Below are 15627 nucleotides of genomic sequence, written 5' to 3' on the forward strand. Positions count from 1 at the left end.
TGGAGGCCGGGCCGGCGCCGGTCAGGCCGGCCGGGCAGCGGCAGCGGCTGGTCGAGGCGCACAAGGCGGCCCAGGCGTTCTATGCCGAGCAGCTGCTCACGCCGGGCGCGCGGGCGGCCCGCGAGTTCCTTGCGGCGCGCGGCTTCGACCGCGAGGCGGCCCAGCGTTACGGCTGCGGCTTCGCCCCGCCCGAGTGGGATCTGCTGACCAAACACCTGCGCCAGCAAGGGTTTTCGGCCAGCGAGATGGAGACCGCGGGGCTGGCCAAGCCGGCGCGCTCGGGCAGCCTGATCGACCGGTTCCGGCGCCGGCTGCTGTGGCCGATCCGCGATGTGACCGGCGACGTCATCGGGTTCGGCGCGCGCAAGCTGTTCGACGACGATGACGGCCCCAAATATCTGAACACCCCGGAAACGCCGATATATAAGAAGTCTCACGTGCTCTACGGCATCGATCTGGCCAAGCGTGACATCGCGCGGCAGGGGCGGGCCGTGATCGTCGAGGGATACACCGATGTGATGGCGTGCCATCTGGCCGGGGTGACGACGGCGGTGGCGACGTGCGGCACGGCGTTCGGCGGCGATCACATCAACGTGCTTCGACGGCTGCTGCTCGACACCGACGCCTACGCGGGCGAGATCATCTTCACCTTCGACGGCGACGCGGCCGGGCAGAAGGCGGCGCTGCGGGCGTTCGCCGACGACCAGCGGTTCGTGGGGCAGACGTTCATCGCGGTTTCGCCCGACAACATGGACCCGTGCGAGTTGCGCCTGGCAAAGGGCGACCTCGCGGTGCGCGATCTGGTCGCCTCGCGCGAGCCGCTGATCGCGTTCGCGCTGCGCTCCACGCTGGCCAGGTTCGATCTGGACACAGTGGAGGGTCGGGTCGCGGCGCTGCGTGCGACGGCCCCCATGGTTTCGAAGATCAAAGACAAAAGCCTTCTCATGGGGTACCAGCAGAGGCTCGCGGGTTATCTCGGAGTCGAGGTCGACGAGGTTCGCCGCGCGGTGCAGTCGGCCGGCCAGGCACCCGCTCCGGCGCAGCGGGCCAAGATCGTGGTCGTGGACAACCCGCGGCTGGTGGTCGAGCGCGAGGCGCTCAAGCTCGCGATCCAGTCGCCGGTCCTGGCCGGGCCGGTGTTCGACGCCGTGGACGAGAGCTATTACACGCACGAGCCGCATCAGGCGATCCGGGCCGCGATCGCCGCGGTGGGCGGGGCCTCGGCCGGTGCCGCGGGCGCGGAGTGGATCAACACGGTGCGCGAGGGCTGTCCCGACCTGGCCGCGCAGATGCTCGTGCTGGAGCTCGGGGTCGAGCCGGTGCGCTACGACGGCGAGCCCGACTCGGCATATGTCAATGTCGTGCTCGCCCGGCTGCAGCTGGCGAGCTTCAAGCAGCGCACCGATGAGCTCAAGTCGAAGCTGCAGCGGATCAACCCGGTGAGCGAAAAAGAGCAATATCATGCACGATTCGCCGAGCTCGTCGCGCTGGAGCAGCATTCGCGCGCGCTCAAAGAGCTCGCGGCAGGGGGGCTATAGGTGTTCCGGCTGTTCAGGAAGCGCATTCTGCCCAAGGAGCACCGGCCGCAGATGGCCTCGCACGAGCGGGTGCTGGCGTGGGCGATGACGCCGGCGGGTTGGCCGGTCATCGCGACCAATCTCGGGCTGTGGGTCGAGGGCAAGCGCACGTCGTGGCACGAGATATCGAAGGCCGTCTGGGACGGGAGTGTGTTGTCCGTCACGACATCGACGGCTGTCGAGCACCGTGAGGGCTATGACGTGATCGCCGATCGGGCGCCGGACCGTTACCCGCTGGAGGATCCGGGCGGCCTGCCGCACGAGGTCCGGCTGCGGGTGACGAGCTCAGTCGTGCATCCGCAAAAGTTCGCCCTCGGTTGGGTCGCGGCCCGGCGGGTGCCGGGCAAGGACGGCCTCTCCTGGGTGGTGCGCTACGACCCAGGCATCGACCCGGCGGCGCACGCCGCCGAGACCGACGCGTTCCTGGAAACCTATTGGAAGAATGTCGGGGGGTCGGAGTAGCGTCCGGCACGTGACTTCAGGATCCATGATTTACGCCCGTGGGCTGGTGAAACGCTTCGGTGAGTTCACCGCGGTCGACGGCATCGATCTCGACGTGGCGCCGGGCGAGGCGTTCGGATTCCTCGGTCCCAACGGGGCGGGCAAGTCCTCGACCATGCGCATGATCGGCTGCGTGTCCACGCCGAGCGGGGGCGAGTTGCGCATCCTCGGGAAGGATCCGGTGCGCGACGGGCCGGCCATCCGGGCCAGGCTGGGTGTGTGTCCGCAGACGGACAACCTCGATCCCGACCTGCACGTGTTCGAAAACCTGACCACCTATGCGCGCTATTTCGGCATCCCGCGGGCCGAGGCGCGCCGGCGGGCCACCGAGCTGCTTGAGTTCGTCCAGTTGACGGAAAAGGCGACGAGCATGGTCGAGCCGCTGTCGGGCGGCATGAAGCGGCGGCTGAGCATCGCCCGCGCGATGGTCAACGAGCCCGACCTGGTGCTGCTCGACGAGCCGACCACGGGTCTCGACCCGCAGGCGCGTCATCTGGTGTGGGAGCGGCTGTTCCGGCTCAAGCAGCGGGGCGTGACGCTGGTGCTGACCACGCATTACATGGACGAGGCCGAGCAGCTGTGCGACCGGCTCGTGGTGATGGATGGCGGCAAGATCGTGGCGGAGGGTTCGCCGCGCCACCTCATCGACACCTATTCCACGCGCGAGGTGGTCGAGTTGCGCTTCGGCGACGAGGCTCCTTCGTCCTATGTGGACAAGCTGGCCGGCATCGGCGAGCGGCTCGACCCGCTGCCCGACCGGCTGCTGCTCTATTCGGCCGACGGCGACGCGGCGGTGAGCGAGCTGCACCGGCGCGGCTTCACACCGTCCAGCGTGCTGGTGCGGCGGTCCACTTTGGAGGACGTGTTCCTCATCCTGACCGGCCGGACGTTGGTGGACTGAGCCGTGCAGGGGACCTTTGCTGTGCTGGAGCGCCAGATGGTGCTCTATCGGCGGCTGTGGCAGGCGTCGGTCTTTTCGTCGTTCGTCCTGCCGGTTTTGTTCGTGGTGAGCATCGGCATCGGGGTGGGCGGCTACGTCGGCGAGATCGACGGGTGGGACTACCTGTCCTACATCGTGCCGGGCATCCTCGCCTCCGGCGCGTTCCAGACGGCCCTGAGCGAGTCGACGTTCCCGGTGCTGGGCGCCTTCAAGTGGACGCGCTCCTATCACGCGGCGCGGGCCACGCCGGTGCGCATCATCGACATGGTCCTGGGGTGGCAGCTCTACATCCAGTTCCGTGTTGCGGCGGCGTCAATCGTGTTCCTGTTGGTGAGCGCGGTTTTCGGCGCGGTGCACTCGCCGTGGGTGGTGCTCACCCCGCTGATCTGCGGGCTGCTCGCGCTGTCCACGGCCGCGTCGGTGAGCGCGTTCTCGGCCACGATCGAAAACGACTCGTATTTCTCGCTGCTGTTCCGGTTCGTGATGATCCCGGCCACGCTGTTCTCGGGTGTGTTCTTCCCGGTCGAGCAGCTTCCCGCGGTCGTGCGGCCCCTGGCCTACGCGTCGCCGCTGTGGCACGGGGTGGAGCTGAGCCGCAGCGCGATGCTGGGCGGGGCGACGCCGTGGCCGTGGGCCGTCCACGTGGGATATCTGATTCTGCTTTCCGCGCTCGGGCTGTGGTGGGCGTGGCGGGCCTATTCGAAGCGACTGCGGGATTAGGGGGCGCCATGGTTACCGCGATTTTGGCCAACAGGCTGGTGGCATCGCCCTCACGCATCGGTGCGGTCATCAACCGCAACGTGGGGGCGCTGCGGTCGGGTCCGTCCTACTGGCTCGTCCTGGTGTCGGGCTTCTTCGAGCCGGTGCTTTATCTGTTCTCCATCGGCATCGGGGTGGGTCAGCTGATCCCGTCGCTCACGCTCGGCGACCGGGTCATGTCCTATGCGCAGTTCGTCGCGCCCGCGATGCTCGCGGTGTCGGCGATGTCCGGTGCGCTGGCCGAGACGACGTTCAACTTCTTCTTCAAGTTCAAATACGTCAAGACCTATGAGGGCGTGCTCGCGACGCCGGTCCGGCCCATGGAGATCGCGCTCGGGGAGCTCCTGTGGGCGACGATCCGTGGCTCGCTCTACACCGGGGGGTTCCTCGTGGTGATGATCGCGATGGGCCTGACCACGGTGGGCTGGGCGATCGTGGCGTTCCCGGCGACGATGCTCGTGGGGCTGGCGTTCGGCGCGGTGGGCATGGCCGTCAGCACGCTCATCCGCGGCTGGCAGGATTTCGACCTGATGTTCGCCGGGCAGTTCGCGATGTTCCTGTTCTCGGGCACGTTCTCGCCGGTGCAGGACTACCCGCTCGGCGTGGAGATCGTCATCGGGATCACCCCGCTTTATCACGCGGTCGAGCTGGTGCGCGGCATCACGACCGGCGCACTGAGCCTGGGCATGCTGGGCAATGTGGCCTACCTGGTCGCCATGGGCGGCCTAGGGGTGTGGCTAGCTAACAGGAGGATGACAAAAGTTCTTTGCACCTAGACAGCAAAGGGCCGTCCGGGGTGGACTAGCTGAATGAGTCAATGAGCTGATCAGGTTCATTGACTCATTTGTTATGCTCGATTTGTCTGATGTGGACTGTGACGGTAATTTCTCGCCATCACATCGGTCCCCTCGGGCGGGAGGTGGCGACATGCGCTTGCGACACCCCGACGGCCAGACTGTCTATCTGGCAAGCGTGCTGCACAGCCTGCCCGACTCCGACCTGCGTGCGCTGTTCAAGCGGCTCGACGGCACCGCCGCCCCCGGGTCCGAAACCACCAACCTCAGCCTCTGCCTCAACCCCGCTTTCGCCTCCGCACTGGCCGGATCGATCGGCATGCGGCGACGCCTGCAGTACGGGCTCGCCTCACGCGGATTCGAGGTGGTCACCCTCAGCGGGGTTTTTCCACACCGCAACTGGCGCACGTGGTGGACCCACCTGCTGGACCTCGCGCGGGTCCTGGCCGATCTGCTGCCCGAGGACACGACGCACGGGTCGATCTCGACCAGTGTGCCGGTGCTCGGCGAGGATCCGTGGGACAGCGCAGCGCGGGAGCTCGATGACCTCAGCTCGGGGCTGACGGAGATCGCGTGGCACACGGGCAGCTTTATCCGGGTCGCGTGCGAGCTCGGCGAGGGCACACTGCTCACAACCATCGACGACGGCGTCAAGCTGCTCGGCTCGGTCGACCCGACCCGGATCGGCGTGTGCCTCAATCCGAGCCACCTCGCCGACACGAGCGAGACACCCGCACAGGCTCTCCTCAAGCTACGCCGGGCACGCCTGTCGGTGATCAAGGTCCGGCTCTCCGACGGTGACGTGGCCGCGCCCATGACCCAGGCCACACTCGGCGCCCTGCTGGGCGGGTCCCATCCGCTCTGCGACCATTTCGAGGCGTCCACCGGGCCGGCGCTCAAGGCCACCCAGGAGGAGTTCAGCGCGCTGGGCATCGACGGCGCGGGCGAGCGCCCGATGCCGGGCATCGGCCGCTCGCTCTAACCTCTTGGTGGCAGGACGGGCCCACGCCGCCGGGGGCACCACCACTCAAAGTTCGCGTCCCCCATCGACCACCACGCCACTCGGCTTGCCCGCCTTGGGCACTGCTTCGGTCAGCCCGCGCGCCTCGCGGACTGCGCGGTCACCCCTCCGCGGCGAGCGCGGCGCCAATCTCGGTCGGTCCGCGTCGTGCGCTGTGCCATCGGCCCTCCCGGCTGGGCGCTACGCCAGGCGCCGCTTGCTCTCGTCAATGATGCGGTTGGCCTGCTCCTGGACCACCCCGGCCACCTCCTGCACCGTCGGGTGATCCTTGATCTTCTGTGCCGTGGCAACCAGATCGTCATACGCCTTGCGCCCTCCGCGGGCCCCCACCACGTAACCGACCGCAAAGCCGACGCCCAGCCATAGCAGCTTGCGCATCCAGCCTCTCCCTTCCTCCGCCTCCGCGTGCACACCCGTCCCGGCAACTCTCGCACCTCGCCGCCGGAACCGGGCGCGTGCTACGTCACATCCTGCCCGTTTCTGGCCCGGATGGACACCATGACGGGCTCACCGGTACCCGTTTGCCGTGCGGAGAACGCGTACTGTAATCTAGTCCCGGCCATTCCCCTGTAGCTCAATTGGCAGAGCAGCCGGCTGTTAACCGGCAGGTTCTTGGTTCGAGTCCAAGTGGGGGAGCCAAACTGTCAACGTTCGAACCCTGACCCTGCTCGATGGGGTCGGGGTTCTTCGTTTGGTACGGCAGTTGGCCGAGTTGCCTGCGGTCGATCTCATGTGCCAAGGCAGTCTGCCACGCCTCGCCTTGATCACCTGCCGATACTGCTCCGGATTGCGCGACACCGAGCATGGCGGCCAGCGCTGGGCTCAGTTCCCCGCTGGCGATTCCATGATCGAGTATCCAAAGCTTCTCGAAGGCGGCCTGAAGCAGCTGCCGTTTGATCTCGGACGTAGCTCGTACGTAGGCAGCGGCACCAGCCCTGGCGAGCAGCAGCGCCTCATCTACGGCCTCCTCAATGTCTGCAGTCTCGGCCTCGTACCGCTGCAGGATGGCCTGGGCGCCCTGTAGCTCGCGCTGAACCCGCTCCTGCTCGCGCTTTAATTCGGTTACCGGCAGGGCGTCGGCCAAATAGGCTTCGGTCAGCTTGCGCTGCTCATGTTCGAGGCGCTCGATGCGACGCTTCTGGACGGCAATGTCGTCGAAGCCTTGCGAGCGGCGCTGGGCATGTCGGGCGAGGACGGCTTCGCGGATGTGTTCGACTTGGGTCTCGCTCAGGCGGACTTTCGCGGCCCAGTACTCGGCGGCGGCCTGCTCGACATCCTCCATGGCCACGAAGCCTTGCGGGCAGCTGGCGGTCTGCCGTTGTCTGCCCAGGCAGTAGAAGTAGGGATATTGAGTGCCGTTGCGGCCGCGGGAGAAGCTGACGCCCATACGCGCGCCGCAGTGGCCACAAAAGAGGCGCCCCTTGAGGTAATGGGGCCGTTTCTGAGGCTTCTCGCCTGAGGCGGCGCGGGCGGCAAGTATCGCCTGGACACTCATGAATACGTCGACGTCGACAAACGTCTCATGTCGTCCAGGGTAGGCTACGCCCTCATAGTTAACGATGCCGATGAAATAGGGATTGCGCAGCATGTGCTGCACCGTGCTGCGGCTCAGGGGCCGGGCGGCCAGCTTCTTGGTGGCCGGATGCTTGAGACCACGCTCTTTGAGTTCTTCGGTGAGCTCTTCGAGGGTGTAGTCGCCGGTGGCATAGGCCTCGAAGGCCCAGGCGACGAGTGGTGCGCGATCCGGGTCGATGATCACCGTACGCACTTCCGACCGGCCTTCCACCAGGACGCCCACCGAGCGGTAGCCGATCGGCGGCTTGTACGGCGTGCCGCCGGCCTTGGCCTTCTGACGTGAGCCCTTCATAGCCTCAGCCGCCAGGTTCAGCGAATAAAACTCGGCAAAGCAGGCCATGATGCCGTGCATCAGGCGGCCGTGCGGGGTTTCGTCAATGTTTTCCTTGGCCGAGACCAGCTTCGCGCCGGCAGCCTGGATGGCCAGGGTGATATCGATGTCGTCCTTGCGGTTTCTGGCCAGCCGATCGACCTTCTCGATGATCACGTAGTCAATGTCGCCGCGCTCAGCCAGCTCCCTAATGAGCCTTTGCAAATCCGTGCGGTGGATGAACTTGGCGCTCTCGCCCGGGTCGATGAACTCATCGACCACGTCGGCGTCCAGGTTGTCAGCCGCCCGGAAGCACGCCTCTCGCTGCGCCTTGATGGAGTAGCCGTCGGCGTCGAAGTCGGTCTGGGCCTGATCTTCGGTGGACACTCGCAGGTAGATGAAGGCCTTCCTTCGCCTGGCGAGACTGGCTGCGTTCCGTACTTCGGTGTTGAGGGTGCGCTTGGCCATGCGGGGCCTCCTCTCGGTAGCAGACTGAACGATATGGATGAAGAGAAAGTGTTGGTAGAGAACAAAATCGAGGCTTGAGGATGCTCGGAACATGAAGGCTACCAAGAGAGGTGCGTTGGTACTACCTGGATGAGGAAGGCTGTGGATAACCTTCTTCCGGCTGGGTTTTGTCAGGCTTGGCCACGAGCGGGCCGACCAGCGCAATGGGGTGCCCGCGTTGGAAGGACGTGTCCACTCCGAGCTTTGGTATAATGATCTTGGAGCGTGGGAGCTACCAGCCATGGGTTGGTCCCTCCAGCCAATGGCGAGTGAGCTGCCATAACTCCATCGGGTTTCGCTGTGGCTCGTAGGTGGTGATTTGACGGCTATTTTTGACGGCAACGCGGCCTAACAACCACTGCATTGAGCGGCCTTGGACGGCCAGCATCACCCCTGTTGGCGAGTCTTCCAGGAAGGGCTGGAGCGATTTCGAATCCCTCATCCCCAGCCAAGTTTGACCCCTGTTACGGAAGCCGGATGCAGGCTGTTTGATGGCAATTTTGACGGCAACGCGCTCGGGCATTGCCGAACGTAGGTATATGCGCTCCACTTGCTGGAGCGTTTTTCGTTGCTCTTCTTCATCACCGTGCTGGTAGATCTCTTGGGTGGTTTGGACTGAGGCGTGGCCAAGGATGAGCTGGGCGTCACGTGGCTGCACGCCCAGTTTCTTGAGCAGGGTGGCTTGGGAGTGACGGAGGTCGTGGAGGCGTATGGGCCGGAAGCCGTGCTTGATGCACAGTCGGCGGAACGCCCGAAGGAGGCTACCGGGCTCGAGCGGATTGCCGTCCTTGCCGGTGAAGACGAAGGCTGTTTCATCTGCGTCAGGGGTGCGTTGGTCACGCAAGACGTCTGCAACCAGTCCAACCAGCGCTAGGTCGCGCACGCCCGCCTCGCTCTTTGGCGGAACCAGCATGAGCTTGCCGTGAACTCGCTGGAGCTGGTTCCTGATGTAGAGCTTGCCAACGGCGAAGTCCACATCGCGCCGGCGAAGCCCCAGCACCTCCCCGCGTCGCAATCCATATATGATCACAATCAGAAGCGCTGCATAGTATGGATCGCCAGTGATGGCATCCAGGAATGCCCTGCTCTCCGTCGCTGTCCATGGTTGGACCTTGCGACGTGTCCGCTTTTCAAGCTGTGTCAGAGCGGCGACGTTTCGCACCAGCAACTCCTCCCGCATCGCGTTGGAGAGAGCCGAACGCAGTACTTCGCGCGTGATCTGCACCGTGCGAAGCGATGCGCCGCCGCGTCGCTGGTCGTTAAAGCACGCTTGAACCATTGGCACACTGAGCTGGCTAAGCAGAAGGTGCCCCAGCACGGGCTTGAGGTGGAGCCGGACGATGCTCTCGTATCGGGTGTAGGTCGAAGGGCGCTGCCCGGGTCTGATTACCTTTTCTAGCCAGTAGTCCAGATACCCGCCAAGTCGCCACGAATGCCCTGGGACAGGAATACCTTGGCTCGCCTTCTGTTTGGACTCGGTCAGCTTAGCGTGTGCTTCCTGACGGGTTTTGGCATAGACGCGGATCCGCTTGCGCACGCCCGAAGTCGTCAGAAAGTACGCAGCCGCCTCGTAGCGTCCGTCGCTGCGCCGGTAGATGGAGCCCTCGCCGTTGGCATTGCGGCGGGCCATCTAGAAGTTGCCCTCCTGGCCGAGCTTCTCGATGAGATCCAGCACGGCATCACGGGGAATCAGCCGTCGGCTTCCAATATGGATGGTCTTGAGCTGCCGGGAATGGATGAGCCGGTACAAGCCCCACCGGCTGATGCGCAACAGGGCGCAAGCTTCAGGCACGGTCAGGAGAATGACCGGTTCTGCTGGTCCTTGGTTGTGGGAGCGAGGTGAGCCGCCCCTGGCACGCAGATATAGGCAAGCTTGGCCATGAACTGGTTGCTGCCGCGCTCGCCATCGCCCGACAGAAGGTGCCCGGAGCGCCCGGCTCATGCCCGGTCTCCTTGTGCTGCCATGGGACAGGGCTCCTGTCGCCTTGCCTCCGAGCGCCACTTGCGTCGCGTGGCGGTTATCCAAGCGGGATCGACGGTCTTGAGCTGTGGCTGGCCGAAGTAATGTCGTGGTGGCTTCGGCTTTTCGTTGGTAAAGCCCCAGTACTGCAGGTGAATAATCATGGCCGAGGTAGAGACCTCGAACAGGTCGGCCAAGGCTTGGGGCTCTTGAATGCCACTGGACCAGGCTCGGCGAAGAATCTTCCTGGGTATCAAAAGACAAGCCGCGAAATGATCGCAGGTCTTCTCGATGAGGTCACTCCGGACGTCGTCGTTACCGTGGCCGAGGTTACTGAACACCTCGCTCGGCAGGTCGTCGTCGAGCGCATGCTTGATCTCATGGGCCAAGGTCATTCGCCTCTGGCCGAGCGTGGCGTTCTGGTTGATCAAAATGTTGCCGCCTTGGGCCGAGCAGACCGTGCGTCCGGAAACGTTGGCCATCAGGTAGCGGGGCCGCATCTCCACCTCGATCTGCAGTGCTTCGGCGACGGCGAAGACGTCGATCGGAATCCTCGGGATCCGCAGTAGCTTTACCAGCAGCGTCGCTTTTCGCTCGGCGATGAGTTGGGCGTGACCGAGGCTGCTGATCCGTCTCGGGACAAGGCTTCGCATCTCGTGCCTGATCTTTTCCTTTAGGGCGTTCATATCTCACCTCCTTCTGAACGCTTACCTGGCAACAGAACCGCTCCGCCTCTCAAACAAAGGGCCTGCATCAATAGTTCTTTTAGGTTGCTTGGGCCCCTTACGGTATTGGGATGTGCGGGTCGACGGCTGGCCGCTTGGGCATCTGCTCCTCGGACACGAGACTCCAAGATCATTTTGACACAAAGATCACATAACGACAACTCGATGTTCATGCTGGTTGCACTGCGGCTTGTTTTCATGCACCCAGCTCCCCGATGACATGCGCTGCCGCTCGCTCATGCAACACCACATCAAACAACTGCTCGGCCGGTGCCGGCATCTGGGCTACGGCCTCCGTGATGCTGGCTTGGCGTACTTCGCCGGGTACGGTGACGAGCACCTTAGCCATGAGCGGCTCGACGCCGACGTCGGGTGATGTGGCCTGATCCAGGTAGCGCTTGAGCTTGCCGCGGATCGTGGACAAGCTTTCGGTGGCACGGTCGACCTCTACGTCCCACCGATCGCGAACCTGCTCAGTCTGGAGCACCACGTGCGCATCCGGCTTCAACCAGATGCCACTCGGCCCGAACCACCAGCTCTCCGGCTCGGTGTAGAAGGCGAACTTGAACGGCACTTCGGACTGCCGCCGTTCCTCGTGGATCGAAACGTAGAGCTCGCTGATCGCCAAGCAGTGCCCCAGGAATCGTTCGGTGACTTCGCCGGGTTTGCGGGGCCGCGGTTCGGCGTCGGGGTCGCCGTTGCGTAGCAGCGTGGCGACGCGTTGGCCGAGCCGGTCAAGCGTGTAGACCAATCCTTTGCTGCCGGCTCGGGCGCCGCCAATGCGGCGGTCCAAAGTAGAAAGGATGTTGGCAGTTACTAAGCGGCCGAGCGCGCGCCGACGAGTGCGGTCACGGTGGGTGCCTTCGAGTTCATGGAAGTGGAGGCGCTGCAACTGATCAGCGCTGAGCACCCGTACACGGTCAATGTCTGCCACAATGGCTCGTTCTCGCAGACTGAGCCGCTCTGTGGTCTCCTCCACCGCCGCCTGAGAGATTCGGGTTTCAGTCATGGCCGCTTCCTTTCGTCAGCGGCCATATATTTCGTTGGCCTTAATGGCTGCGGCACAGCGGTTGAGCAGCGCTTTTGTTGCGTCGAACTCGACGCGACCGGGGCAGCGATCGGGCGTCCGAGCGGGTTGTGGACGGGGAGCCCGAAGGGCTCGCGGATGGAGTAGCCGAAGGGTCCGGGGAAGACCTGGCTGCGGGAGGCGCTGAGGGAGTTTCGTGTGGGGCGAGTGCGGGATGGCTGGCGAAAGCGGATCATGATTCACCTCCTTTGTTGTCAAGGGTTTGGCGGCCGAAACGACGGGCGCCGGCAGTCGATGGTTTGTCTGACTTGACGGCGATGCGTTGAGCCAGGGCGGCTTCGACTTCCTCGCGTGGCCGGCCGTAGCGGGCGCGGCTGGCGCTCGCCAGGGCTTGGCCGTCGCGGACGGGATCGGGCAGCGGCAGCGTGGTGGCGGTGACCGGCGAGATGGTGCGTCCGCCAACGCTCAGGCGAGCGGCGACCTCGAAGGCTTCGAGCCCAAGGAGGTCTTCGGCGGTCAGGTGCGGTCCGAAAGACTTAGCTAACTCAGTAGCATCGGCTCGCAGGGTTTGAAAAACGATCTGGCTGCGGACGGTACCCAAGAGCGCGGCCTTGACCTGCCGGGTTTCCAGCTGCCCGAGGTGTTGGTGGGCGATCACGAAGCCAGTACCCAAGCCCCGGGCTTGTGCCAACATGTCATCCATGTCGATGGGCAGCCTTAGGACATCCTGGGCCTCGTCGACGTAGACGAAGAACGGTCGGCGTTGGTTGGGCTGCAAGCGAATGCGCCCCAAGACCGCCTGCCAGACGCTGGCCAGCAGGACCGTGCCGAGTAGGGCTGCGGACTCGCTGCCAATAGCCGGCTTGCCGAGCGGGGCGAGCAAGATTTTGTTCTGCGCCAGCACCTGTGTGAGGTCGAGTCCGGTTTCCTGGCCGAGGATGAGGCGGATCGGGGTGCGCAGGGTAACGGCGCGTAATTTGTTCAGAATTGGGCCGGTTCCCATCACCTGATCCCCGGCTTTGAGGTCCTGGTACGCCCGCCAGAACGACTTCAGGCTGGCCGGCATCGTCGCCTGAGCGATCACGAAATTGCGAAACTGCTGGTTGGTAAGCAGTTCCGGGACTTCGATCAAGGTGAAGTTTGAGCCGTCGGGTGCTCGGGTGTGGGCCAGCGTCAGCAGCGCGCCGCGGAGGAGATCCTCACTCCTCGGTCCCCAGAACTGTTGGTAGAGCTCGTGATAGATGTGAATGACGTGGTCCACCACCAGTTCGCGGGACTGCTCGTCGTGTCCGGCCCGCATGATGTTGAAGCCAACGGGCTGCTCGGTGGCTGACGGGTTGAGGACGATGACATCGTCGACGCGATGCTCAGGCACCCGGTCAAGGATGTTGTTGGTCAAGTCCCCAAGCGGATCGATGACCACGAGACCATGTCCGGCTTCGATGTCCTGGATGACCATGTTAACTAAGAGTGTGCTTTTGCCGGTACCCGTCGGGCCGAGAATATGTAGATGACGTAGTCGATCCTGCGGTGCCAGGCGGATCGATCGGGCCATGCCGGGGTAGTTCGACACGCCGATCCTGACACCCGATCGGGCCAGGCCCGGTGGCGGCGGTAGCTGGCGAGCGCTGCCGAGGCGGACGCCGGGCAAAGCGGTGCCAGCCAGCGGAAATGGCAGCAGGCCAGCCAGCTCACGGGTGGACAGCAGCAGCGGCCAGGTAGTGAGCGGCAGCCTCATGCCGGCGAGCGATCGGGCCACCGATCGGGCCGGGCGCCACCAGCGACGGACCAGCCGGACACCGGCAGCGTCCAGGCCGTGGTGCGGGTTCCAGACCCGTGCGAACAGCTTTTGGGACAGCGGGCGGGTCGCGGCAGTGACGCCGACCCGGAGGCAACAGTGGAGTTGCGGGTCGGCGATTTTGCGCCGCGCGGATTGGAGAGCCTCGCCGTCGAGCTCTTCACGAAGCGGCCAAGGGAGGTCGCCGTGGGCGCTCGGTTTGGAGGGCACGGGATTCGGGGTTGCCGCCCCGTGAAACAGCCATTGGATCGTCACCGACTGACCCGGTCGCAGGGGCTGCAGCGCCGCCAAGGTGGCGGTGGCCGTGCCGGCCGCCCGATCGACGGCCATCTGGCGCCGCCAACTGGTCAAGGTCGCCTCCGCGGCAAGCATAGGAACCGGGCGGGCGTCGAGGTAGTTCTCCAACACCTCGGTGCGGACGCCCGGCAGCGCGCCGCGCAACCCGCTCGCCAACGCGCCGCGGTGGGTGTCACGGACCAGCAGCACATAGCGGACGCCGCCGTGCGATGCGTTGATCTCCAGCGCGACTGGAGCATGCACGAACAGCGACCAGCGTGGGGTGCGGAAGGTCGCGGCCACCGTCGCCAGCCAGTTGGCGATGTCGTCGACCTCCAGGCCGCTCGGCAGCTTGACTTCCAATGCGACCAGCGACGCGTGCCACGCCAGCGCTTGGGCATGGCGGGCGAGCAGCACCACAACGCCGATGGCAAGCCCACCGATGAGTAGGTATGTGGCCGTCAGCATGGGCGGCCATCCTCCGGTGCGTCCGGCGGCTGGTCGGCCCGGTCGGCTTCGGCGGCGTCCGGTCGCCGCAACTGGTGCGCCAGGGCCTCGATGGCGCGCGCCCACTTCTCTGCTTCAAACGATGCTCGTTTCCCCACGAGCCTGATCCGCGACTTTCGTGGCATAGACCTCCGTCTCCAACTTTGGCAATTTTGTTGCTGTGTTTGGTTCAGGATGATGCGGACAAGGCACCGTGGGGCTTGGCGCGGTCCTCTTTGGAGACTGGAGCGCTCGATTACCCTCTATTTGTCCTTATGGCGAAGTCCGCGCGGCTTGTCAAGACCTTGTCCGATGTGGAATGGACAACACCAGCCGTTGATAAGGGGTGCCGGGCAACAAAGGTTGGCCCAACACCCCTTTTGGTTATCGCTCGTCTTCCAGGTTGCTTCTTTCGTCACGCTCGGGCGCCTCGGCGGAGCCCTCACGACGGCGTCGACGGCTTTGCTTTCGGTGCAGCTCACGCTCAAGGTTTTGCAGCTCGTCGGCGCGCTTCTCCTGCTCAATGTCCGGGCGCTTGCCGAGGATCTTTTTCCGGCCTCGTCTGGGCATGCATGTCGGTCTCCTAAAGGTCTTTGCTAAGCGGACGAGCGTCGCGTTCCCGCGCTGCGGCGCCGCTCTGCCAAAACTCCGCAGTCGTCGTGCCGAGGGCGCCCTCAATCTGTTGCGGCTCTGCGGTCGCCTTGGCCTTTGCTTGCTCCGACCGGCCGCGCTCGGCGGCCGTGTGCTTGATCCGAGGGGTGATTCCGCTCGGGCGAATCCGACCCATGCGCTGAATCACCGCCGCGGCCACCCGGCGCAGCTCAGCCACGCGGTCGTAGTGGCTCGGTAGATCATCTCTGACGTTTGAACTGGGCATTTGCTTTCCTCCTGTTGGTCTTGCAGCTATTCCCGCGGGCCAAACAGCCACTTGGCGAGGCGGTACAGCACGAACAGCGCCACCAGCACCCACAACCAGGGGAGCTGCTCGAACAGCCTTCGGACGGCCACCAGCACAAGCAGCAGCACCAGCGGCCCAAACAGCAGAAGCAGCAACACGCCGACCCCACGCCGTGCCGTCTTCGGCATGAGCGCGTACAGCACCGCCGACAGCGGGATCTTCTGCTTGGGGAGCTTGGCCATTACCGGCGCCTCCCGAGGATGATCCAGACCGATCCAATCAGGATGGTGAGCGCGATCAGTGCGGGAAGCATGGGAGCGATAAGCTCCCACACCGCCCGCGCTACGACCCCTACTGCGATGAGCAGCCAGAGCGCCGACAGCACTCGGAATCGCCAAGACGGTACGTCGGGCATGCGCCTATCTCCGACGATTCAGGCCCGCGTGGGCGCGGGCGTCACGGATGAACTGCCA

16 protein-coding genes, 1 tRNA gene and 1 pseudogene are annotated in these 15627 nt (G+C 64.8%); 8 read left to right on the plus strand and 10 right to left on the minus strand.

What is annotated here, in order from left to right; all coding sequences use genetic code 11:
- The 6 genes from DM816_RS03830 to DM816_RS03855 all read left to right on the plus strand — a co-directional run.
- A partial coding sequence (locus DM816_RS03830; RefSeq protein WP_117208654.1) for a DNA primase occupies window positions 1-1538 on the plus strand: 1538 nt, incomplete at its 5' end.
- A 51-nt stretch (window positions 1539-1589) separates the two neighbouring features.
- A complete protein-coding gene (locus tag DM816_RS03835) occupies window positions 1590-2039 on the plus strand; it encodes a hypothetical protein (protein WP_117208701.1) in 450 nt (149 codons plus the stop codon).
- 25 nt (window positions 2040-2064) lie between these two features.
- A complete protein-coding gene (locus tag DM816_RS03840) occupies window positions 2065-2979 on the plus strand; it encodes an ABC transporter ATP-binding protein (protein WP_425455215.1) in 915 nt (304 codons plus the stop codon).
- A 3-nt stretch (window positions 2980-2982) separates the two neighbouring features.
- Window positions 2983-3738 (plus strand): ABC transporter permease, encoded by a 756-nt coding sequence (locus tag DM816_RS03845; protein WP_117208656.1) that lies wholly within the window; start codon window positions 2983-2985, stop codon window positions 3736-3738.
- Window positions 3739-3746: 8 nt separating this feature from the next.
- The gene (locus DM816_RS03850) at window positions 3747-4553 is read left to right on the plus strand and encodes an ABC transporter permease (protein WP_117208657.1); all 807 of its coding nucleotides are present in this window, start codon (window positions 3747-3749) and stop codon (window positions 4551-4553) included.
- Between the two features lie 151 nt (window positions 4554-4704).
- Window positions 4705-5553, plus strand: coding sequence for an apurinic/apyrimidinic endonuclease family protein (locus DM816_RS03855; RefSeq protein ID WP_162907079.1), 849 nt, complete (start codon window positions 4705-4707; stop codon window positions 5551-5553).
- 219 nt (window positions 5554-5772) lie between these two features.
- On the opposite strand, the gene DM816_RS03860 is transcribed toward DM816_RS03855, so the two are convergent.
- The gene (locus tag DM816_RS03860; RefSeq protein ID WP_117208659.1) at window positions 5773-5970 is read right to left on the minus strand and encodes a hypothetical protein; all 198 of its coding nucleotides are present in this window, start codon (window positions 5968-5970) and stop codon (window positions 5773-5775) included.
- 185 nt (window positions 5971-6155) lie between these two features.
- On the opposite strand from DM816_RS03860, the gene DM816_RS03865 reads away from it, so the two are divergent.
- Both DM816_RS03865 and DM816_RS03870 read left to right on the plus strand, forming a co-directional pair.
- Window positions 6156-6231 (plus strand) — tRNA-Asn (locus DM816_RS03865).
- A 52-nt stretch (window positions 6232-6283) separates the two neighbouring features.
- Window positions 6284-6616, plus strand: a complete 333-nt coding sequence (locus DM816_RS03870; RefSeq protein ID WP_211588536.1) for a hypothetical protein — start codon at window positions 6284-6286, stop codon at window positions 6614-6616.
- Window positions 6617-6901: 285 nt separating this feature from the next.
- Here the strand turns inward: DM816_RS03870 and DM816_RS45635 are convergent.
- From DM816_RS45635 to DM816_RS42135, 9 genes and pseudogenes are all read right to left on the minus strand, one after another.
- Window positions 6902-8227: pseudogene (locus tag DM816_RS45635) on the minus strand (recombinase family protein); the annotation flags it as partial.
- The gene (locus tag DM816_RS03890) at window positions 8217-9614 is read right to left on the minus strand and encodes a tyrosine-type recombinase/integrase (protein ID WP_117208662.1); all 1398 of its coding nucleotides are present in this window, start codon (window positions 9612-9614) and stop codon (window positions 8217-8219) included. The gene DM816_RS03890 and the pseudogene DM816_RS45635, both read right to left, overlap by 11 nt.
- The gene (locus tag DM816_RS44175) at window positions 9615-9776 is read right to left on the minus strand and encodes a helix-turn-helix domain-containing protein (RefSeq protein ID WP_246001524.1); all 162 of its coding nucleotides are present in this window, start codon (window positions 9774-9776) and stop codon (window positions 9615-9617) included. It abuts the gene before it with no gap.
- Window positions 9777-9922: 146 nt separating this feature from the next.
- Window positions 9923-10630: an ImmA/IrrE family metallo-endopeptidase gene (locus DM816_RS03900; protein ID WP_117208664.1), complete on the minus strand. Its 708-nt coding sequence runs from the start codon at window positions 10628-10630 to the stop codon at window positions 9923-9925.
- Between the two features lie 235 nt (window positions 10631-10865).
- Window positions 10866-11678 (minus strand): replication-relaxation family protein, encoded by an 813-nt coding sequence (locus DM816_RS03905; protein WP_117208665.1) that lies wholly within the window; start codon window positions 11676-11678, stop codon window positions 10866-10868.
- 250 nt (window positions 11679-11928) lie between these two features.
- The gene (locus tag DM816_RS03910) at window positions 11929-14238 is read right to left on the minus strand and encodes a type IV secretory system conjugative DNA transfer family protein (protein ID WP_117208666.1); all 2310 of its coding nucleotides are present in this window, start codon (window positions 14236-14238) and stop codon (window positions 11929-11931) included.
- Between the two features lie 402 nt (window positions 14239-14640).
- Entirely contained in the window at window positions 14641-14826 is a 186-nt protein-coding gene (locus DM816_RS03915; RefSeq protein ID WP_117208667.1) for a hypothetical protein, read from the minus strand.
- Between the two features lie 333 nt (window positions 14827-15159).
- Complete coding sequence (locus DM816_RS03925; RefSeq protein ID WP_117208669.1) at window positions 15160-15396, minus strand: hypothetical protein; 237 nt, start codon at window positions 15394-15396, stop codon at window positions 15160-15162.
- Window positions 15396-15569 carry a hypothetical protein gene (locus tag DM816_RS42135; protein ID WP_162907080.1) on the minus strand — a complete coding sequence of 58 codons (174 nt, stop codon included), beginning with the start codon at window positions 15567-15569 and terminating at the stop codon, window positions 15396-15398. The genes DM816_RS03925 and DM816_RS42135 overlap by 1 nt, the downstream gene beginning before the upstream one ends.
- Window positions 15570-15627: the final 58 nt, after the last annotated feature.

It is taken from the genome of Allorhizocola rhizosphaerae, from assembly GCF_003426775.1.
Lineage (GTDB): Bacteria > Actinomycetota > Actinomycetes > Mycobacteriales > Micromonosporaceae > Allorhizocola > Allorhizocola rhizosphaerae.